The 20176-nt window shown below is 65.6% G+C and carries 21 protein-coding genes and 1 other RNA gene; 15 read left to right on the top strand and 7 right to left on the bottom strand.

Annotated elements, in window-relative coordinates:
* The first annotated feature begins 116 nt into the window (after nucleotides 1-116).
* On the top strand, nucleotides 117-374 hold the full coding sequence (locus tag NP825_RS11390; RefSeq protein ID WP_257543465.1) for a hypothetical protein: 258 nt from the start codon (nucleotides 117-119) through the stop codon (nucleotides 372-374).
* 23 nt (nucleotides 375-397) lie between these two features.
* On the opposite strand, the gene mtgA is transcribed toward NP825_RS11390, so the two are convergent.
* Complete coding sequence (gene mtgA / locus NP825_RS11385; RefSeq protein ID WP_257543463.1) at nucleotides 398-1075, bottom strand: monofunctional biosynthetic peptidoglycan transglycosylase; 678 nt, start codon at nucleotides 1073-1075, stop codon at nucleotides 398-400.
* A gap of 100 nt (nucleotides 1076-1175) precedes the next feature.
* On the opposite strand from mtgA, the gene NP825_RS11380 reads away from it, so the two are divergent.
* Nucleotides 1176-1970, top strand: coding sequence for a transporter (locus tag NP825_RS11380; RefSeq protein WP_257543461.1), 795 nt, complete (start codon nucleotides 1176-1178; stop codon nucleotides 1968-1970).
* Between the two features lie 88 nt (nucleotides 1971-2058).
* Here the strand turns inward: NP825_RS11380 and rpoH are convergent, their stop codons facing one another.
* Together rpoH and NP825_RS11370 are read right to left on the bottom strand one after the other, a co-directional pair.
* Entirely contained in the window at nucleotides 2059-2961 is a 903-nt protein-coding gene (rpoH, locus tag NP825_RS11375) for an RNA polymerase sigma factor RpoH (RefSeq protein ID WP_257543459.1), read from the bottom strand.
* 80 nt (nucleotides 2962-3041) lie between these two features.
* Entirely contained in the window at nucleotides 3042-3998 is a 957-nt protein-coding gene (locus NP825_RS11370; protein ID WP_257543457.1) for an RluA family pseudouridine synthase, read from the bottom strand.
* Between the two features lie 270 nt (nucleotides 3999-4268).
* Between NP825_RS11370 and NP825_RS11365 the strand changes: the two genes are divergently transcribed.
* From NP825_RS11365 to NP825_RS11335, 7 genes are all read left to right on the top strand, one after another.
* The gene (locus NP825_RS11365; RefSeq protein WP_257543455.1) at nucleotides 4269-4913 is read left to right on the top strand and encodes a histidine phosphotransferase family protein; all 645 of its coding nucleotides are present in this window, start codon (nucleotides 4269-4271) and stop codon (nucleotides 4911-4913) included.
* A gap of 111 nt (nucleotides 4914-5024) precedes the next feature.
* Complete coding sequence (locus NP825_RS11360) at nucleotides 5025-7409, top strand: chemotaxis protein CheA (RefSeq protein ID WP_257543453.1); 2385 nt, start codon at nucleotides 5025-5027, stop codon at nucleotides 7407-7409.
* Nucleotides 7406-7843 (top strand): chemotaxis protein CheW, encoded by a 438-nt coding sequence (locus tag NP825_RS11355; RefSeq protein WP_257543451.1) that lies wholly within the window; start codon nucleotides 7406-7408, stop codon nucleotides 7841-7843. The genes NP825_RS11360 and NP825_RS11355 overlap by 4 nt, the downstream gene beginning before the upstream one ends.
* A gap of 72 nt (nucleotides 7844-7915) precedes the next feature.
* The gene (locus tag NP825_RS11350) at nucleotides 7916-8290 is read left to right on the top strand and encodes a response regulator (protein ID WP_257543449.1); all 375 of its coding nucleotides are present in this window, start codon (nucleotides 7916-7918) and stop codon (nucleotides 8288-8290) included.
* Nucleotides 8291-8300: 10 nt separating this feature from the next.
* Nucleotides 8301-9413 (top strand): chemotaxis-specific protein-glutamate methyltransferase CheB, encoded by a 1113-nt coding sequence (gene cheB, locus NP825_RS11345; RefSeq protein ID WP_257543446.1) that lies wholly within the window; start codon nucleotides 8301-8303, stop codon nucleotides 9411-9413.
* Nucleotides 9410-10282: a protein-glutamate O-methyltransferase CheR gene (locus NP825_RS11340; RefSeq protein WP_257543444.1), complete on the top strand. Its 873-nt coding sequence runs from the start codon at nucleotides 9410-9412 to the stop codon at nucleotides 10280-10282. The genes cheB and NP825_RS11340 overlap by 4 nt, the downstream gene beginning before the upstream one ends.
* Nucleotides 10283-10349: 67 nt before the next feature.
* Entirely contained in the window at nucleotides 10350-11039 is a 690-nt protein-coding gene (locus NP825_RS11335) for an N-acetylmuramoyl-L-alanine amidase (protein ID WP_257543442.1), read from the top strand.
* 30 nt (nucleotides 11040-11069) lie between these two features.
* Here NP825_RS11335 and NP825_RS11330 read toward each other — a convergent pair whose 3' ends face one another.
* Nucleotides 11070-11588, bottom strand: coding sequence for an energy transducer TonB (locus NP825_RS11330; RefSeq protein WP_257543440.1), 519 nt, complete (start codon nucleotides 11586-11588; stop codon nucleotides 11070-11072).
* A gap of 403 nt (nucleotides 11589-11991) precedes the next feature.
* On the opposite strand from NP825_RS11330, the gene rnpB reads away from it, so the two are divergent.
* Nucleotides 11992-12391: RNase P RNA component class A (gene rnpB, locus NP825_RS11325), an RNA gene on the top strand.
* A gap of 72 nt (nucleotides 12392-12463) precedes the next feature.
* The gene (locus tag NP825_RS11320; RefSeq protein ID WP_257543438.1) at nucleotides 12464-12619 is read left to right on the top strand and encodes a hypothetical protein; all 156 of its coding nucleotides are present in this window, start codon (nucleotides 12464-12466) and stop codon (nucleotides 12617-12619) included.
* 6 nt (nucleotides 12620-12625) lie between these two features.
* Here NP825_RS11320 and NP825_RS11315 read toward each other — a convergent pair whose 3' ends face one another.
* The 3 genes from NP825_RS11315 to NP825_RS11305 form a co-directional block, all read right to left on the bottom strand.
* Nucleotides 12626-13276, bottom strand: coding sequence for a hypothetical protein (locus NP825_RS11315; protein ID WP_257543435.1), 651 nt, complete (start codon nucleotides 13274-13276; stop codon nucleotides 12626-12628).
* Nucleotides 13277-13379: 103 nt separating this feature from the next.
* Complete coding sequence (greB, locus tag NP825_RS11310) at nucleotides 13380-13862, bottom strand: transcription elongation factor GreB (protein ID WP_257543433.1); 483 nt, start codon at nucleotides 13860-13862, stop codon at nucleotides 13380-13382.
* A 5-nt stretch (nucleotides 13863-13867) separates the two neighbouring features.
* Complete coding sequence (locus NP825_RS11305) at nucleotides 13868-15895, bottom strand: lytic transglycosylase domain-containing protein (RefSeq protein WP_257543431.1); 2028 nt, start codon at nucleotides 15893-15895, stop codon at nucleotides 13868-13870.
* A 100-nt stretch (nucleotides 15896-15995) separates the two neighbouring features.
* On the opposite strand from NP825_RS11305, the gene dapA reads away from it, so the two are divergent.
* The 4 genes from dapA (at nucleotide 15996) to NP825_RS11285 (ending at nucleotide 20131) form a co-directional block, all read left to right on the top strand.
* Nucleotides 15996-16871 carry a 4-hydroxy-tetrahydrodipicolinate synthase gene (gene dapA / locus NP825_RS11300; RefSeq protein WP_257543429.1) on the top strand — a complete coding sequence of 292 codons (876 nt, stop codon included), beginning with the start codon at nucleotides 15996-15998 and terminating at the stop codon, nucleotides 16869-16871.
* A 10-nt stretch (nucleotides 16872-16881) separates the two neighbouring features.
* A complete protein-coding gene (gene smpB, locus NP825_RS11295) occupies nucleotides 16882-17367 on the top strand; it encodes an SsrA-binding protein SmpB (RefSeq protein ID WP_237838242.1) in 486 nt (161 codons plus the stop codon).
* Nucleotides 17364-17990 (top strand): DUF2062 domain-containing protein, encoded by a 627-nt coding sequence (locus tag NP825_RS11290; RefSeq protein ID WP_257543424.1) that lies wholly within the window; start codon nucleotides 17364-17366, stop codon nucleotides 17988-17990. The genes smpB and NP825_RS11290 overlap by 4 nt, the downstream gene beginning before the upstream one ends.
* Before the next feature lie 86 nt (nucleotides 17991-18076).
* A complete protein-coding gene (locus NP825_RS11285; RefSeq protein ID WP_257543422.1) occupies nucleotides 18077-20131 on the top strand; it encodes a M13 family metallopeptidase in 2055 nt (684 codons plus the stop codon).
* Nucleotides 20132-20176 lie beyond the last annotated feature (45 nt).

Here is a 20176-nt window from a genome sequence, read left to right as displayed (position 1 = left end):
CGGCTCTGGCGGAACCTCCCGCATTTCGGGATGGCGGCCCGAGCCGAGTCGAAGGCGTCGTTGGCTTGGGATTGACGATTCCGCTCGGCGGTGTGCGACACAGGGAGCCGCCGCGCGTGGAACTGCGCGTTACGCGGGATCTCGTGGGCCTCGATGGTCGCCGCCATTCGAATCTGGCCGATTTTCGCCCTATCGAAAGCCGGATCGGCTTCTCGCTGGAGCGCGGGAGCAAGCTGTTGGTCAACGGTCGTCAGATCGACGAAAGGCAGCGGAACAATATGTCGACGGTGGGTTGGGTTGCCGTCGGCGTTGGCGTCACGCTGATCGGCGCTTTCCTGCTCGTTGCGGATGCCGCGCGCGACGCATCGGACTAAGGCCGATCGATCTCGCAGATCGTCTAGCGATAAACGCATCCATCCAGCCCGTCGCGCCCGACAACGCTGATCCGCGCGCGGATCGAGTTGCCATAGCGGCGGGTGAAGCCTGAGGGGCTGATTGCTTCGCGCTTCTTGGGCAGCGGCAGGATCGCGGCGATGCGCGCGGCCTCCTGCGGGGTCAGCTTGCTTGCGCCATGTTTGAAATAGCGCTGCGCCCCCGCCTCGACGCCATAGGTGCCGAGACCGGTTTCGGCGACGTTGAGATAGACCTCCATGATCCGCCGCTTCCCCCAGATTTTTTCGATCAGGAAGGTGAACCACACTTCCGGCACCTTGCGGAGGTAGCGGGTCCAGCCGCTGCCCTGCCACAGGAAGACATTCTTCGCGGTCTGCTGGCTGATCGTCGAGCCGCCGCGCATCCGCTTGCCCTTCGCGTTGCGCTCGATCGCTTGCTCGATCGCCTCGCGGTCGAACCCGTCGTGGCTGCAGAATTTGCCGTCCTCGGCGGCGATCGCGGCGCGGACCATGTTACGGTCGATATGGGAGAGGCCCGTCCAGTCCTTGGTGATGCCGTTGCCGTCGGTCAGCATGGTGATGGTCACCGGGGGCGGCACCACCGCGTAAAGCAGCACCCAGAGAACCGAGACGAGGATGAAGCCAAGGACGATCTTGGCCGTGGTCTTGAAAAGCCGTCCCATCGTGAATTTCGTGCGCGCCTTGCTTTTCCTTCGCATCAATCCGGCGTAGTCGAGCGGGATGCAAAGGAAAAGACCCGATCATCGCCCCAGGCTTCGCTCGATGGGCCGCGGCTTCGTTCTGCTCGTGGCGTTCGCCGCCGCTTGCCCGGCGATGGCCGACGAGGGGCGCGATCTTTGCCCCGATCGGCCCGGTCTCGGTACCCCGGCCTGCACCGTCGAGCCGGGACGGATCGTCTTCGAACTCGGGCTTGCCGACTGGACGCGCGAGCAGGACGGGTCTGAGCGCACCGACACGATCCTGGCCGGCGACGCGCTGCTGCGGATCGGATTGACCCCGTCGCTCGAGGCGCAGGTGGGATGGACCGCGATCGGCCACATCCGCGAGCGCGACGCGGCGCTCGGCACCGTGCGCCAGCGGACGCGCACGGGCGATGTGACGCTCGCGCTGCGGCAGAATCTGCGCAATCCCGACGGATCGGGCTTTTCGATCGCCGCCATGCCCTATGCCAGCCTGCCGACTGGCGGCAGCGGGGTGGGGGCGGGCGATTGGGGCGCGGGGCTGCTCGTTCCGATCGGGATCGGGGCGGGGCCAGTGTCGATCGGGCTGACGCCGCACGTCGATGCCGCGGTGGACGGCGACGGCGATGGGCGGCATCTCGCTTATGGCACCGTTGCGGGGGTGGGTTTCGACCTGTCGGACACGGTGTCCGTCTCGACCGAAATATCCTTCACCCGCGACCGTGATCCGGCCGGGCACGCGAGCGAGTGGCTGGCGGGGCTTTCGGCGGGGTGGCAGCCCGATGACGACAGCCAATGGGATGCGGGCGTGAACCTCGGGCTCAATCGCGACAGCCCGGACTTTCAGCTTTATGCGGGATATGTGCGGCGCTTTTAGAAGGCGCGCGTCATGGCGAGCGAAGCGAAGAAGTCCAGAGGGTCGTAGACCGCTCCGGATCGCTTCGCATCGCTCGCGACGATGATGCTCAGGCGTTGATGAGGCGGCGGTCGCCCGCGAGCTTGAGCATCGCCTTTTGCAGCTTCTCGAAAGCGCGCACCTCGATCTGGCGCACGCGTTCGCGGCTGACGTCATAGACCTGGCTCAGATCCTCGAGCGTCTTGGGGTCGTCGGTCAGGCGGCGTTCGGTCAGGATATGGCGTTCGCGCTCGTTGAGGGTCGCGAGCGCTTCGCTCAGCAGCGCGTGGCGCACGTCGCGTTCCTCGGCCTCGGCGACGCGTTCGTCCTGGAGCGGGCCCTCGTCGCCGAGCAGATCCTGCCACTGGCTGTCGCCGTCCTCGCCCATCGGCACGTTCAGTGACGTGTCGCCGCCCATCGCCATGCGGCGGTTCATGCTGACCACCTCGTCCTCGGTCACGCCGAGGTCGGTCGCGATCTTCTTCAGATTTTCGGGGCTGAGGTCGCCATCCTCGAACGCGTCGAGATTATTCTTCATCCGGCGGAGGTTGAAGAACAATTTCTTCTGCGCCGCGGTGGTGCCCATCTTCACGAGGCTCCACGAGCGGAGGATGAATTCCTGGATCGAGGCGCGAATCCACCACATCGCATAGGTGGCGAGGCGGAAGCCGCGTTCGGGATCGAACTTCTTCACGCCCTGCATCAGGCCGATATTGCCCTCGCTGATCAGCTCGCTGACCGGCAGGCCATAGCCGCGATAGCCCATCGCGATCTTCGCGACGAGGCGGAGGTGCGAGGTAACGAGCTGCGCCGCCGCTTCATTGTCGCCATGCTCCTGAAAGCGCTTCGCGAGCATATATTCCTGCTCGGGCGTCAGCAGCGGAAATTTGCGGATTTCGGCCAGATAGCGGTTCAGGCTCGCCTCACCGCCGAGCGCGGGCACCGTGGCCGGAACATTGCTTTTATGAGCCATTTTTAGCGTCTTCCCTAAATCTTCAGAGGAGAGAATGCCGCGGTTCAGTCCGTCGGTCGAGATAGATTTTCATTCGAAACTTAAACGCGCAATTCATCGAGCAGTTCCCGCATGTCATCGGGGAGTTCGCTGTCGAGTGCGATCGGGTTACCCGTCACCGGATGAATAAAGCCCAAATGGGCCGCGTGCAACGCCTGACGCGCGAAATTACGAGCTTTTAACAGTTCGGATAACGGCTTCCTGACCCGGCCATAGACCGGATCGCCGACCAGCGGATGACCGATATGCGCCATATGGACGCGCACCTGATGCGTGCGGCCGGTTTCGAGCCGGCATTCGACCAAGGTCGCGCCTTTCAGCGGTTCGATCGTCCGGTAATGGGTGATTGCATGCTTGCCGCGCCCTTCGGCGACCACCGCCATCTTCTTGCGGTTGGTGCTCGACCGGCCGAGTGCGGCGTCGACGGTGCCGTTCGTGGGCATCGGGCGCCCGGTCGCAAGCGCGAGGTAGCGGCGGTCGATGCTGTGCGCCGCGAACTGCCTTGCCAGACCTTCGTGCGCCTTGTCATGCTTTGCGGCGACGATCAGCCCGCTGGTGTCCTTGTCGATGCGGTGGACGATGCCGGGGCGAGCGACGCCGCCGATCCCCGAAAGCTGTCCCGCACAATGGTGAAGCAGCGCGTTGACCATCGTGCCGTCGAGATTGCCCGCGGCGGGGTGGACGACCATCCCGGCAGGTTTGTCGACGACGATCAGATGCTCGTCCTCATAGGCGATGACGAGATCGAGGTCTTGCGCGACGTTGTGCGCGGGGGCCGGGACGGGGAGCCGGATCGCGAGCGTCGCGGGAAGCGCGGCCTTGGCCGACGGGTCCCAGAGCACGGTTCCGGCGGCATCGGCGACGCGGCCGCCCTTGATCAGCGTCTTCAACCGCTCGCGCGAAAGGTCGGGAAGCGCCTCGGCGAGCGCCCGGTCGAGCCGCAGCCCGGCGGCGGCGTCCGAAAGCGTCACGGTCAGTATTTCGTCGTCCCCCAACATTGACAACAATGTGGGGCCGAGGGGCGGAATTTCAAGGCAGCTGGTGTAGCAAGACCGCCCCTCCATTCCGTCATCCCGGCGAAGGCCGGGATCTCGCCCGCTCGTTCTTCCGCACCGGCGAGATCCCGGCCTTCGCCGGGATGACGAAGTTGGTCCCCGGACGGGGCGCGGATAGTCGTCGGTGGGCTTCGCCCTTGCCCTTAACCATGTCCCTGCCTTAGGGAGCAGGCGCGAACCGGAAAGGTCCGGTCTGCGGGGAGCCTGTCCATCATGTCCGACGATCGCGTCGATTTCGCCTCCATGCTGGCCTCGCGGCTGTGCCACGATCTGCTGAGCCCGGTCGGGGCCTTCGCCAACGGCCTCGAACTGCTGGCCGACGAAAAAGACCCCGAGATGCGCGCGCGCTGCATCGAATTGCTCGAACAGAGCGCGCGGACATCGGCGAACAAGCTCAAATTCTTCCGCCTGGCTTTCGGGTCGGCAGGCGGGTTCGGCGAGCGCGTTCCCGCCGACGAGGCGAAGTCGGCGATCGAGGGCATCATCGGCGACCGCGCGATCGAACTCAACTGGATGATCGGCGCCGACCCGCTGCCCAAGCCTGCGGTCAAGATCATCCTCAACCTGTCGCTGCTGCTGGTCGATGCGCTGGTGCGCGGCGGACGGCTCGACATCGGCTGCGAAAATCAGGGGGCGGGGGGCATCGAAATCGCGCTGCATGTCGAGGCCGAGCGCCTGTTCCTCGACGCCGATGTCGAGCGCATCCTCGCCGAGGGCGAAGGCGCGAGCGCGATGACCTCGCGCACCGCGCCCGCGGTGCTGGTGCAGGCGGTCGCGAAGCAGAATGGCGGCACGGTGATGCTGGCGCGGGAAACGCCGACCTCGCTGTTGGTCGGGGCGGTGCTGAAGGAAGGCTGAGCGCCCGATTTTCGGGCGCGAAAATCTTTCATATTCTCCCAAGAGCAAACCCTCCATTAACCATTGTCGGCCATGGTGGAGCCTCGAATTTTTGGGGCGCGCCGATACGCGATGGACGATCTGCTGACTGATTTTCTTGCCGAAACGGCGGAAATCCTTGCCGAGGCCGGCGGGGCGCTGGTGGCGTGGGAGGCGGACCCCGCCGACCGCGCCCGGCTCGATGCGATTTTCCGCCTCGTTCACACGATCAAGGGCAGTTCGAGCTTCCTCGCGCTGCCGCGAGTCACGGCGCTGTCCCATGCCGCCGAGGATGCGCTCGATCAGGTTCGCCGCGGCAACCGCCCTGCGGACGCCGCGCTCGTCACCGGCGTGCTGGGAATCATCGATCGCCTGTCGCAGCTTTGCGCGATGCTGGGGCAGGACGGCGCCGAGCCTGTCGGCGACGATGGCGACGTGATCGCGGCTTTGGCGGCAGACGCTCCCCCAGCACCGATCGACGGTGGCGAAATCCAGCTTCGGCGTGAGGACGATCTGGCGACCGATGCGCAGGGATGGCGAACGATTCGCGTGCCGTTGCCCCTGCTCGACAGCGTGATGACCGGAGTCACCGACATCGTCCTCGCGCGCAACGAATTCGCGCGCATGCTTCGCGACGCGGGCGCCGACCCGTCGCTGATCGCCTCGTTCGACCGCCTGTCGGATTCGATCGCGGGAATGCGCCAGTCGGTCAGCCAGATGCGGATGCAGCGCATCGACAAATTGTTCGCGCCGCTGCCGCGCATCGTTCGCGACCTGGCGCAGGAGCTCGGCAAGAAAATCCGCTTCGCCACCAGCGGCGGCGAGGTCGAACTCGATCGCGAGATGATGGAGAATATCCGCGACCCGCTGATCCACATCGTCCGCAACGCGATCGATCACGGCATCGAGAAGCTCGACGACCGCGTCGCGGCGGGCAAGGATATCACCGCCAGCATTTCGGTTTCGGCGCGCCAGTCGGGCAACCAGATCGAGATCGAGGTGCGCGACGACGGGCGCGGCCTGTCGCCCGACGCGCTGGTCCAGAAGGCGATCGCGGCGCGGCTACTGCCCGCGGCCGACGCGCGGGCGCTGACCCCGCGCGAAAAGCTCGACCTGATCTTTCGCCCCGGCTTTTCGACGGCGTCGAAGATCACCGCCATTTCGGGCCGCGGTGTCGGCATGGACATCGTCAAGGCGAATGTCGAGAAGATCGGCGGCGTCGTCGATCTGCGCAACGATGAGGGCCGGGGCCTCGCGGTCGTGCTGCGCGTGCCGATGACGCTGACGATCATCTCGGGGCTGATGGTCCGCGCGGCGGGGCAATATTTCGCGATCCCGCGCGGCTCGGTGCGCGAAATCCTGCTCGAGACGAACGACAGCGTCCGCATCGAGCGCATTGGTGGCGGCGAACTCGTCACCGTGCGCGGCGAGCCTTTCCCGCTGCTCCGCCTCGAAACCGTCCTCGGCCGCGAGCGCGACCCGGGCGACGATGTCGAGGATCGCGCGCTCGTCCTCGTCCGGCCGGGACAGGGGCAAAGCTATGCGCTCAGTGTCGCGGCGATCCACGACCATGAGGAACTGGTGATCAAGCCCGCCGCGCCGATGATCATGGCGACCGGGCTCTATGCCGGGACGACGCTTCCCGACAATGGCCGGCCGGTGCTGCTGCTCGACGTCCAGGGGATTCTCGCCGCCGCGGCGATCGATGCGTCGGAAACGGGGCGCGGGATGGACCGCGCGGTCGAGGCCGACGCCAGCGCGGCCGCCGAACGCGGCGCCGCGCAGCTTCTCTTGTTCCGCGACGTCGGCGGCCGCACGCGCGGCGTCCGCCTGTCGGTCATCGAGCGCGTCGAGGAAGTGCCCGCGCTGGCGCTCTTCGAAAGCGCCGGCCGCATCCAGGTGCAGATCGGCGACGACATCTTCCCCGTCCACGCCGCACGGCTGCCCGAGGATCATGGCGCGCTGAAGCTGCTCCGCCTCTACGACGGGCAGATGGTGCTCTGCTATCCGATCGAGGCGGTGATCGACATCGTCCGCCTGCCCGACATGACTCAGCCGGCCGCCGCGCCGGGGCTGATCGCGGGCGTGGTGCTGATCGGCGGCGAGCCGGTCGAGATCGTCGACCCCTTCTGGCTGATGGAGCAATATGCGCCCGGTGTTGCCGCCGCCGCGTCGGCGGCGCGCCAGCCGGTGTGCCGCCTCGCCGACGACCGCGACGGCTGGGGCGACAATTTCCTGGCGCCGATCCTTCGCAGCGCCGGCTATCGCGTCGTGCCCGAACGTTCCGACGAGGCGGCCGACGTGCTGCTCTGCCTGACCGACGAAGGCATTTGCGCGCAGGGCGGCGGCGATGTGCCGGTAATCCGGCTGCGCGCTTCGGCAGCGGCGGCGGGCGCCGACGACGACACTGTCTATCGCTACGATCGCGGCGCGCTGCTCGACGCGTTGCGCCGCCATGTCGGGGGAGGGCGCCCATGATGGAAAAACTCTATCTGATCGCGCGCATCGCCGACACGCGCGTCGCGCTGCGCAGCCGCTCGATCCATTCGGTCGTCGCGGTCGGCACCCCGGTCGAGGTGCCCGCCGCGCCGCCGCATGTCGCGGGGCTGTTTGCGCTGCGCAGCCGCGTCTTCACGCTGATCGACCCGCATGTCGTTGTCGGCCTGGCCCCGGTTCCCGCGGTTGCAGGCCAACGCGTCGTCGTCGTCGATGTCGCCGAGCACGGTTATGCGCTGCTCGCCGACGCGATCGAGGATGTCTGTTTCATCGATGCGCCCGAGGCGCGGGTCACCGGCAAGCTGCTTCCGGGTTGGGCGCGCGTCGCCGAAGCGATGATCGAGCATGAGGGGCAATCCTTGCTCGTCGTCGACCCGGCGCATTTTATCACGCTGCCCGCGCTTAAGGCCGCGTGATGCCGGTCGTATTAACACCCTGCACACCCCTTCGCCCTAAGCTGGCGTCAACCCCGGGGGTCGGAGGCATAAATGTCTAAATCTTGTCTGGTCGTCGACGACAGCAAAGTCATTCGCAAGGTCGCACGACATATCCTTGAAAGCATGGCTTTTTCAGTGGAAGAAGCCGCCGACGGACAGGAGGCGCTGACCTTTTGCCGCGCCAACCGTCCCGACGTGATCCTGCTCGACTGGAACATGCCGGTGATGAGCGGAATGGAATTTCTCGGTGCCTTCAACGACCTCGATTTCGGGCGCGAGGATCGGCCGCGCGTCGTCTTCTGCACCACCGAGAACAGCATCGACCATATTCGTGCCGCGATCGAGGCGGGCGCCGACGAATATGTGATGAAGCCGTTCGACCGCGAAACGCTCGAAGGAAAGCTGCAACTCGTCGGCGTGGCCTGAGGCTCGGTCGATGGCGCGCTCCGCCCTTCTTCCAACCGATCCGCAGGGGACCGAACGCCCCGCAGGCCGCAGCGTTCGCGTGATGCTGGTCGATGACAGCCTCGTCGTCCGCAGTATCCTCGAACGCATCGTCGCCCAGACGCCGGGGCTGATGGTTTGTGCCTCGGTGGCCTCGGCGCATGATGCGCTGGCCTTTCTGGCATGCGAACCCGTCGATGTCGTCGTGCTCGATATCGAAATGCCGGGGATGAACGGCATCGACGCGCTGCCGCACATATTGGAACGCGCCGCCAATGCCCGCGTGCTGATCCTGTCGTCGAATTGCGTCGAAGGCGGCCCGGCGGCGATCGAAGCGCTCGCGCTCGGCGCCAGCGACACGCTCGCCAAGCCCGGCCGCGGCAGTTTCTCGGGCCGCTTTGCCGAAGTGCTGACCGACCGCATCCTGTCGCTCGGGCAGCTTGAACCCGTTCCCACGGCGGCGCGCATCGCCTTTCGCCCGCCGGTTCCCCCGGCCGCGGTTGCCGTGGATGCCGACCAGCGGCTCGAATGCATCGCGGTCGCGGCGTCGACCGGCGGCATTCCGGCGTTCGCCAATTTCCTCACCCATCTTGATCTCCGGATCACTGCGCCGATCCTGCTCACCCAGCATCTGCCCGACGCCTTCATGGAATTTTACGCGCGGCAGATCGCGACGATGACCAAGCGCAAGGTGTGCGTGGCCGAGGCGGGGATGGCGGTCGAACGCGACCATATCTATCTTGCCCCCGGCGACGCGCATCTGATGGTGATTGCGAACGGCGCGCGCCGCGAGATTGCGCTCGACCGGCGGCCGGTCGAGAATGGCTGCTGTCCGTCGGCCGACCCGATGCTCGCGTCGGTCGCCGAAGCCTATGGCGCCGGCGCGGTCGCGGTCGTGCTGAGCGGCATGGGCCGTGACGGCGCGCAGGGCGCCCAGCGACTCAAGGCGGCGGGCGGGACGATCTTTGCCCAGGCGCCCGAAAGCTGCGTGATCTGGGGAATGCCCGGCGCGGTGGCGAAGGCCGGGCTCGCGGCGGCGACGCTCAACCCCGACGCGATCGCCCTGATGCTGCGCGGCTATCTTCCCGGGCGCCGTCCGTCATGATGGGCGGGACCGCGAGCGAGTCGGCCTATCGCGTGCTGATGGGTGTGCTCGAATCGCGGACCGGCCAGACGCTGTCGCCGAACCGCATCTGGCGCATCGAAATGTCGCTGAAGCCGGTGATGCAGCGGCACGGCATCGGCGATCTCGACGCGCTCGTCGCCGCGCTCGTGACCTCGAACAGCCGTCAATTGCTCGACGACACGGTCGATGCGATGCTCAACAATGAAACTTATTTCTACCGTGAACATAGTGTGTTCGATGATATTGCTAACAGCGCGCTTGAATATATCCATCGCATCAACCTGCGCGAGCGGCGGCTGACGATCTGGCATTGCGGCGTGTCGACGGGGCAGGAAGCCTATTCGATGGCGATGCTGCTTGCCGAACAGGACAGCAAATGGGCCGGGTGGCGCGTCGATATCGTCGGCACCGACGTCAGCTATCACGCGGTCGGCCGCGCCCGCGTCGGGCTTTACAGCCAGTTCGAGATCCAGCGCGGCCTGCCGGTGCAGCGGATGGTGCGCTGGTTCGACCAGACCGAAGCGGGTTGGCTCGCCAAGGCGGATCTGCGCCGCCGCGTCGATTTCTCGGTCCAGAACATGCTGATCGACCGGCCGCCGCTCGCCGCGCCCGCGGACCTGATCTTTTGCCGCAACCTTCTCCTCTATTTCTCGCTGCCGATGCGGCAAAAGGCGTTTGCGCGGTTGCGCGCGGTGGCAGCGCCGCAAAGTTTCCTCATCCTCGGTGCGGGCGAAACGGTGCTCGGCCAGACCGACCAGTTCGTCGCGAGCCCGCGGCTGCGCGGCCTTTACGAGCCCGCCGACCAGCAGGTCCGCCATTCGCCTATCGCGTCGCAGGCGGCCGCCTGACCTTGCTTTTTTCCGCCCGCTGGCGCAGGGGAAAGGCAGGGCAGGGACAGGATGGACCGCAAAGCGCATGAGCGATTTTATCGAACGCTGGTCACCCAATTTCGACGAGCGCGCGCTGCCCATATCGATGATCGTCCTCCATTATACCGGTATGAAGACCGGTACCGAAGCCCTTGATCGGCTTGCCGATCCCGAGGCGAAGGTGTCGGCGCACTATGTCGTCAGCGAGGACGGCCAGATCACGCACATGGTGCCCGAAGACAAGCGCGCCTGGCACGCTGGCAAGTCGCACTGGCGCGGCGTGAACGACATCAATTCGGCGAGCGTCGGGATCGAGATCGTCAATCCGGGGCACGAATGGGGCTATGTGCCCTTTCCCGATCCACAGGTGGCGTCGGTCGTCCGCCTCGTCCACCAGATCAAGGATCGCTATGCGATCACGCGCGGCAATGTCGTCGGCCATTCGGACATTGCGCCGACCCGCAAGCAGGATCCGGGCGAGCTTTTTCCGTGGGAAGAACTCGCGCGCCGCCGCCTCGCGCTGCCGCGCCCGACCAGGAAACTGACCGACCCCTTGTGGACCGATGCGGGCTTTCTGCTCGCGCTTGAGCGCTTCGGTTACGACGTGACCGACGGTTTCGCGGCGACCGTCGCGTTTCAGCGGCGGTTCCGGCCCGAACTGATCGACGGCACGATCGACGGCGAATGCCGCGCGATCCTGCTGGCGCTGCTGCTGCCGCAGCCCGAGGGGAATTGATCGGCGGCTGGCGACCGATTGCGGCGGCTCCTATTTCTTGAAATTTATCGTTGACGGTTGTGGATACACGGGAAAGTCCGGCTGCACCTTCCAACTCGGTACCCAAATTACTCGACCATCAACACCAGACCGTGTGGAATCGACAGATTCCGCGGAAAACGTCGCTCGCCTTTTCAATAGCTTGCACGTCTCTTTGTCGAGATCCTCATGGCCGCTGGAGCGAACAATTCTACAATCTCCGGCACCGTATCCGTTCGCAGGAAGCCCTTTCAACGGCTTCGAAGTATCGGCAAGCAGGCGAAAATAGACGACCCCTCCGCGCTGCTGTCGATTTGCGCGTGCTGGATAGTCGTAGAAACTGATTAGCTTCGTCGTTTCGCCCTGTATCGCTGCCTGCGTGCTGCATTCCGGTATAGACCGCTCTTTTTCAGGAGAGCACACCAGCAACTGAACAGTCACATACTCTGGATGTATAACTTCAGCGCTGACTGACCCAGCGCCCAGCAAGGCCAAAATGCTTAGCGCATTTATGGGTGCGGCAAGTTTCATCGACATTTCGCACTTCGCTTTCTGTCGATCACGTTAGAGCTTCTTTGACCGCTTTCCACCCCAAAACAGGCATCGCCGTCAAATAGGCCTTTCATACATTATTCGGCTGTGCCAGCCTTTATCCGGCTCTTTCATTCGGTGGATAAAAGCGATGGCGGTCTCGCTTGCGAGCGCGGCCACGACGAGGCGTGCCGAGTGCGTTCAGCACGCCGCGAGGCCCACATCGGGGCGATGCATAAGGCTGAACTTTCCTGAACTTTGACATTCCCATGCGGTCCTTGCGCCGACCAGCCCCCGGACCCAAGCCGCGATGATGAAAGAAGGCGGGGCAGATTTCCACCCCAAACAGCCGTTCCGCACAATCGCTCGTAATGGCCGTCCATTCGCGCTATAATGCGCTTCGCCAGAGGGTCGGGCGATCGCCGCCGCGCGTAGGCGCGGGGGAGGAAAGTCCGGGCTCCACGGAAACCACGGTGCCGGATAACGTCCGGCGGCCCCCGCGAGGGGGTCAGGGAAAGTGCCACAGAGAAGAGACCGCCAAAGGCTTCGGCCCGGCGAAAGGTGAAAGGGTGCGGTAAGAGCGCACCGCGCGGACGGTAACGGACGCGGCACGGCAAACCCCACCGGGAGCAAGGTCGAATAGGGATGGCACGAGTTCGCTCTTCGGGGCAACTCAGGGCTGGTTCCGGCCCCGCCGTCCGGGTTGACTGCTTGAGCGTTCGGGCAACCGCACGCCTAGAGGAATGATCGCCCATCCCCGGCAACGGGGTGGACAGAACCCGGCTTACAGACCCTCTGGCGCCTCTCCCCATCCCGTGCGCGGAACCGCGCATAGCCGCCCCGCGTTTCATGCGGACCAGAAAGGGAGACGAGCCATGCAAGTCGTCGATGACCATGTCGAGGTGACCGAAACCGAAGCGAGCGGCGGGGTGAAGGAGCAGGGCGTGCGCTATGTCCTGGCGATTTCGCTGGTGGCCGTGATCGTCGTGCTGTCGGCGATCTGGATCGTGCCGGCGCTGCTGCGCGGCTGATCCGGCTCATTTGCCCTTCATCGCCATGTCGAGCGTCTCTTCTGCGTTCGGCGTGTCTTCCATATACAGCGCCGTGACCGGTCGCTTGAAACGCTTGACCGCCGATTTGTCGTAATTCGCGTTCTCGCCGCTGCCGACGAGTTTCATCTTCGTCGCGATGACGTCGCCGGTCAGCAGGTTCCAGCTCATTTCGGCGCCGTCATGAGCATAGGTCCGGCTGTAGAGCGTCGCGTCGAGCCCGATCAGCCGCATCTTCGGCCGTGCCTTGTCGCCACGGAAGCGATAGGTCGCCGACACCGCCGTGGTGCCGCCCGTCAGGTCCCTGACGACCAATACGCCCTTGCTCACCCTCATTTCGGCGGGTCCCAGCGGAAAGGCGTCGAGTTCGACGCTCCCGGCGGGTTCGTGATACAGATCATATTCGCCCCGCGCGGCAAAGCGGACGTGGAGCCAGCGCGTATCTTCGCCGCGGACGATATAGGCCGTGTCGATAGCGCCGTCGCCGTTCATGTCGCCGTCGACGCGGGTTTCGATATCCTCGTCGTTCTTGAGGCCGGCGCGGATTTCCTCGTCGGTCAGAACCGGAATCCCGGGCGGCTGCATCGCCTGCACCGGGCCCGATGCCGCCAAGGTCGCCGCCAGGACCAGCGTCCGCATTTCGCTTCCCCCCCCTGTCTTTATCCCGCCTTTATCCCGTCTTTAGTATCATGGCGTGCCGTCGTTTATGATCGCGCTCACAGTCCGGCGGACAGGAAACCCGTCAAGGATAGCGGATCGTCATGACCTCCCATGGCTTCGGCCCCGCAGGAAGCTGTACCGTGCGGAGGTCGCCGACCGCGGCGCCGCGCAGCGCGCGGGCGAGGGGGCTGTTCCAGCCGATCCGGCCGGCGCCGGCATCGGCCTCGTCGTCGCCCACCAGCGTGACGATGCGGCGCGTATCGTCGTCGGCGGCGAGTTCGACCGTCGCGCCGAACCAGACGCGGCTCTTGTCGGGCTGCTCGGCCGGGTCGACGACGCGCGCCGCCTTCATCCGCCGCGCGAGGAAACCCAGCCGCCGGTCGATCTCGCGCAGCCGCTTGCGGCCATAGATATAATCGCCATTCTCGCTGCGGTCGCCATTGCCCGCCGCCCAGCTGATCGTCTCGACCAGCTTGGGCCGCTCCTGCCCGAACAGCGCGTCATATTCGGCGCGCAGCGCGGCGAAGCCTGCCGGGCTGATGATGTTGGTCTTGTCCCCCGCCATGGGGCCTACCCCGGATTGCGTTTGCCGAGGTAGAAGCTCAGCGGGGCCTGGGGCAGCGTCCGCCCCTCGCGCAGCGTGTCGTAGACGACGGCGTTTTCGAGCACGCGCTGGACATAGTTGCGCGTCTCGAAGATCGGGATCGCCTCGATCCAGTCGACCATGTCGATGCCGCCGCCGCGCGGATCGCCGTTGGCGCGCAGCCATTTGTTCACATTGCCCGGTCCGGCGTTATAGGCCGCGACCGCGAGCGGGTAGCTGCCGCCGAAATAGCTCAGCATCTGCTGGAAATAGGTCGAGCCGAGCGTGAGATTGTAATTGGTGTCGCTGGTCAGCGAGCCCGCGTCGTAGCTGAGACCCAGCTTGCCCGCGACTTCGCGTGCGGTGCCCGGCATGAGCTGCATCATCCCGCGCGCGCCGGCGTGACTGATCGCCTGCCGGTCGAACTGGCTTTCCTGCCGCGTGATCGCATGGATGAAGGTCCAGTTGCCTTCATGGCCCGAGGGCACGCGCACGGTCGGGAAGCCCGACACCTCGACCGCGTCGAGGCTGTTCGCCTGCGCGCTGCGGCCGATCATCACGCCGAGGTCGGGGCGGCCGATCGATGCGGCGAGCTGGCCGGCGAGGACATGGTCGGCGGGCGTGGTCGCGCGCTGTGCGATGGCGCGCAGGAACTGCGACTGCTCGCGCCACGCGCCGATCTCGCCCAGCGCGCGGGCGGCGCGCACCAGCCGGTTGTCGTCGAAGGCCCGCCGCTCGTCGCCGTTGACCGCGATCGTCGGGTTCGGCGTCGGCTTGGGCTGCGGCCGGCCGAGCCGTTCGAGCGAAAGCTGGCCGTAGAACTGGTCGTAATGCTGCGCGGCGTCGTTGAAATAGCGGTTCGCGGTGTCGCGGTCCCCCGCGGCGAGCGCGGCGCGGCCCGCCCAGTAGAACCCCTTGGTTCGCGTCTGCGCCGAGCGTGCGGCTTCGCCATAGGCGGCATAGAGCCGCACCGCCTCGCCGGGGCGACCGAGGCTCTTGAAGGCGAGCTGGCCGGCGAGCCAGGCGAGCGAGGTATAATCGTCGCGCACCCCGAGCGGCGCTTCGCGGATCACCACGCCGGGCGCGAAGCTGTCATCGATCTGCTTCGCGATATTATAGGCAGTGAGCTTGTCGCCCGCGGCGTCGGCTTGCCGCGCATTGGTCAGCAGCGTTTCGATCCATTCCTCGGCGTCGGTCGGCGCCTTCGCCAGCGAGCGCGGGGCGGCGAGCAGCGACCGCGCCTCGCCGACGCGGCCCGCCTTGCGCAGCCAGGTGGCCTTATCGGTGATATATCCGGCATCGGTGCGGGTAAGCGACGGGTTGGCGCTTTCGACCGCAGAGGCCTGCAGCGCGGCGTCGACCGCGCCGCTGCGCATCGCGAGGCGCGCCGCGAAGACCGCGCGCTTTTCGGGCGACACATAGGGAAGCTGGCGGCCCGCGGCGATCGTCGAGCCCGTCCACAGCAGCCGGTCCATGCGTGCATCATGGTCGGCGAGGCTGAAGGCGCCTGGGAAGAAGCTGAGCGCGCGGCTTACCTCCATCTCGTCGACGATGCCGCCGGTCCAGGCGCGGCGGGCGGCGGCATTCGCGTCTTCGCGGCGGCCGGCGGCGTTGAGCGCGAGCGCGTAGCGCAGCTCGCCGCTCGGTGTGCGCGGCGGATAGGTCTGGAAGAAGGCGAGGGTGCGCTGCGGATCGTAGCTGTCGAGCGCGATCGCCTTTTCGGCGCGCACGCGCAGCTTGTCGGCGTCGGGCCAGTCGCGGTTCGCCATCAGGAAGCGCGAAAGCTGATCGAAGGAGGCGGTGTTGGTCGCGGTCAGGCGCCGCCACTCGAGCACCGCATCGCCGACCGAGCTGGTCGACGGCGGCGTCCCCGACTGGGCCGCGAGCCCCATCTGGGCGCGATACCAGGCCATTTGTTCGGGGGTGAGTTCGCTCGCATGAGCAGCATTGGGGAGGAGAAGGGCGGCGGCGAGCGCCAGACGGGAAATGCGGGTCAGCGAAATCATGCCGGCCATGGTAATGCCAAACTCCTTGCGGGGCGCTGAATAGACGTTCAATAGCGTGCGCGCCGGCCGATCCTATGGCCGCGCCGGAGTCTTTGTAAAGGAGCGGAGCATGTTTTCGGGGTCGATTCCCGCCTTGGTGACGCCATTTCGCGACGGTGCGTTCGATGCGCCGGCGTTCAAACGGCTGGTCGAATGGCAGATCGACGAGGGAACGAGCGCGCTCGTGCCGTGCGGCACCACCGGCGAAAGCCCAACCCTGGGCTTCGACGAACATTATCAGGTGATCGACGCCTGCATCGAAGCGGCGGCGGGGCGCGTGCCCGTGATCGCCGGTTGCGGATCGAACGACACCGCGACCGCGATCCGCCATATGCGTTACGCCGAGAAGTCTGGCGCGACCGCGGCACTGGTCGTCGCGCCTTATTACAACCGGCCGACGCAGGAAGGGCTGATCGCGCATTTCAAGGCGCTCGCCGAAGCGAGCAGCCTGCCGATCGTCGTCTATAATGTTCCCGGCCGCACCGTCACCGACATCAGCGCCGAGACGATGTGCAGGCTCGCGGAAATCCCTTCGGTCGTCGCGATCAAGGATGCGAGCGGCGACCTCGCCCGCGTGACGGTCCAGCGCGCGGGCACGCCCGCCGATTTCTGTCAGCTTAGCGGCAACGACGATCTGTGGCTGCCGCATGCGGTGCTCGGCGGCGTCGGTTGCATTTCGGTTACCGCCAATGTCGCGCCGCGCCTCTGCGCCGATTTCGCCGCGGCCTGTGCATCGGGCGACTGGACCGGCGCGCTGGCGCTGCATGACCGATTGTTCGACCTGCACAAGGCGATGTTCTCCGACGCGTCGCCCGGCCCGGTCAAATATGCGCTGTCGCGCGTCCATGACTGGTTTTCGCCCGAAGTGCGCCTACCTATCATCGATGCGTCCGAGGCATCGCGCCAGGCCGTCGATGCCGCGCTTTCCGCGGCGGGAGTAATCTAGGTTCCGTTTCATGGCCCGTCCGCAGTCCGCAGCCGAATTCGACAAGAAGAAGGTCGTCGCCGAGAACCGGCGCGCGCGCTTCGACTATGCCATCGAACAGGTGTTCGAGGCGGGCATCGCCTTGCAGGGGACCGAGGTCAAATCGCTGCGTTTCGGCGAGGGGACGATCGCCGAAAGCTATGCCGAGGTGACCGGCGGCGAAGTATGGCTGATCAACGCCAACATCCCCGAATTCAGCCACGGCAACCGTTTCAACCATGAGCCCCGGCGGCCGCGCAAATTGCTGCTCAACGGGCGCGAGATCAACAAGCTGCACGCGGGCGTGATGCGGCAGGGTATGACGCTGGTTCCGCTGTCGGTCTATTTCAACAGCCGCGGCCGCGCCAAGGTCGAGCTCGCGCTCGCCAAGGGCAAGAAGGCGCACGACAAGCGCGAGTCGATCAAGGAGCGCGACTGGAAGCGCGACAAGGAACGGCTGATGAAGGATCGCGGATGAGCGGGGGAGGTCAGCCGCGCGACAAGGCGTTCCTGATGAACTGGATACGCCGGAACTCGCCGACGCGCGAGGAGCTGCTGGCGAGCCGCTTCGTCAAACCCTTCGCGCACCGCGTCGCGCACAGCCATTTGTGGCGCTTTACGCGCACCTCGGTGCGGCGCGGCACCGCGCTGGGGCTGTTCGTCGGCATCTTCTTCCTGATTCCGGGCGTCCAGATTCTGGGCGTCGCGCTGCTCGCGCTGCCGTTTCGTGCCAATATCCCGATCGGGGCGGCGATGACCTTTTTGTCGAACCCGGTGACGACCCCGCTGATCCTCGCCGCCTCGGTGTGGCTCGGCAATGTGCTGTTCGGGATGCACACCAATATGGCGGGGCTTTACGCGCTCTACGAGCGATCGGCCTCGCTTTCGGATTGGTGGCAATGGTTCACCGCGAATGCCGGGCCGGCGCTGCTCGGCGGGCTCGGCGGATTGTTCGTGATTTCGGCGGTCTCGGCGATCGTCGGCTATATTCTGGCGTCGGTCATCTGGGACAATTGGATTCGCCTGCGCTGGCGGCGCAAGATTCGCCGCGCGCGCGACCAACGACTTGAGGCATCGACGAGCGACACTGCCGCCGGTTGAACCGCGGCGGCCCGCGCGCCTATAGCTGTTCCCATCGCAAGATCGCGCCCCGGCGCGTTCTTCGCACTATCTATCTGGGGAACATCATGACTTTGAACCTTTCTTCGCGCCTGATGGCGACCGCTGCGCTTGGCGCGATGCTGATGGCGGCAACGCCCGTCTTCGCTCAGGAAACCGCTGCTACGACGCCCGCGACTGATACCGCCAAGCCCGAAATCGGCGATTTCGGCTTCGACTTCTCGGGCATGGACAAGAGCGTTCAGCCCGGCGACGATTTCTATGCCTATGCCAACGGCACCTGGGCGAAGGACACCGCGATCCCGGCCGACAAGTCGAACTACGGCATGTTCACCGCGCTCGCCGACCTGTCGCAGAAGCGCACGCAGGAAATTCTCGAGGCGGCCAAGGGTGATCCGAACAGCATGATCGGCCGCGCCTATGCCTCCTATCTCGATTCGGCGGCGGTCGAGGCGAAGGGGCTGGCGCCGATCGAGCCGTGGCTGAACAAGATCCGCGCCGTCGACAAGGCCGGGCTCCCCGCGCTGCTCGCCGAGGCCGATCGCAGCGGCGTGTCGCATTTCTTCGGCGGCTATGTCGGGCAGGACGACAAGAATCCCGACGTCTATATCTACACGATGTTCCAGGGCGGCATCGGCATGCCCGACCGCGACTTTTACCTGAAGGACGGCGAGCGCAACCTGAAGTTGCAGGCCGCCTACCTCAAGCATCTGGAGAATGTCCTGACGCTGGCGGGCGAACAGGATGCCGCGGCACGCGCCAAGGCGATCTATGACTTCGAAAAGCAGGTCGCGACCGTCCACTGGGACAAGAACGACAGCAGCGACGCGACCAAAGTCTATAACAAGATGACGATCGCCGACCTGACCAAGGCCGCGCCCGGCTTTGACTGGACGACCTTCATCCGCGGCGTCGGGGTCAAGGAGGATGCGATTCTGGTCGCGCAGCCGAGCGCGCTGACCGGCGAGGCGAAGCTGATCGCCGACGCGCCGATCGGGGTGCTGCGCGATGCGTTGCTCGTCCGCAGCCTCGACGGTTTCTCGGGCGAGTTGCCCGACGCGGTCGCCCAGGAGGCCTTCTCCTTCTATGGCACCGCGCTGTCGGGGACGCCGCAGATGCAGGAACGCTGGAAGCGCGCGGTCGATTTCACCACGGGCAATCTGGGCGAAGCGGTCGGCCAGGACTATGTCGCGAAATATTTCCCGCCCGAAACCAAGGCGGCGATGGATGTCCTCGTGAAGAACGTCCTCGCGGCGCTGGACGCGCGGATCGGCAACCTCACCTGGATGCAGCCTGCGACCAAGGTGAAGGCGAAGAAGAAGCTCGCCAATTTCACGACCAAGATCGGCTATCCCGACCGCTGGAAGGATTACAGCAAGCTGGAAATCAAGGCCGACGATCTGTTCGGCAATGCGTTGCGATCGAACCAGTTCGCGCACGACGACAATATCAGCCGTCTCGGCGGACCGATCCGTCGCTGGGAGTGGGGGATGACCCCGATGGAGGTCAACGCCTATGCCAATTTCGGGATGAACGAGATCGTCTTCCCCGCCGCTATCCTGCAGCCTCCCTTCTTCGACCCGAAGGCCGACGCGGCGATCAACTATGGCGGGATCGGCGCCGTTATCGGCCACGAAGTCAGCCACCATTTCGACGACCAGGGCGCGAAATATGACGAGACGGGCAAACTCGCCGACTGGTGGACCCCCGCCGACGTCAAGGCGTTCGAGGCCGCGGGCAAGGCGCTCGTCGCGCAATACAGCGCGTATGAAGTGCTGCCCGGCGAACATTTGGACGGCGAGTTCACGCTCGGCGAGAATATCGGCGATCTCGCCGGTCTGACGATCGCCTATGACGCCTACAAGAAGTCGCTCGGCGGCAAGGAGGCGCCGGTGATCGACGGGCTGACCGGGGATCAGCGCTTCTTCCTCGGCTGGGCGCAGGTGTGGCGGCGCAACTATCGCGAGCAGAATCTGTCGCAGCGCATCACGACCGACCCGCATTCGCCGTCGATTCAGCGGGCTTGGGTCTCGCGCAACCTTGACCCTTGGTATAAGGCCTATAACGTCAAGCCGGGCCAGAAACTCTATCTGGCGCCCAAGGATCGCGTCCGCATCTGGTGATGCGCCCATAGAAGAGAGTGTCGTTGACTGCGCAAAGCCTGCCTG

The organism is Sphingopyxis sp. DBS4, from assembly GCF_024628865.1.
Classification (GTDB): Bacteria; Pseudomonadota; Alphaproteobacteria; order Sphingomonadales; family Sphingomonadaceae; genus Sphingopyxis.
The sequence above is the reverse complement of the archived record's forward strand: the minus strand, read 5'-3'. Positions and strand labels throughout refer to the sequence as shown.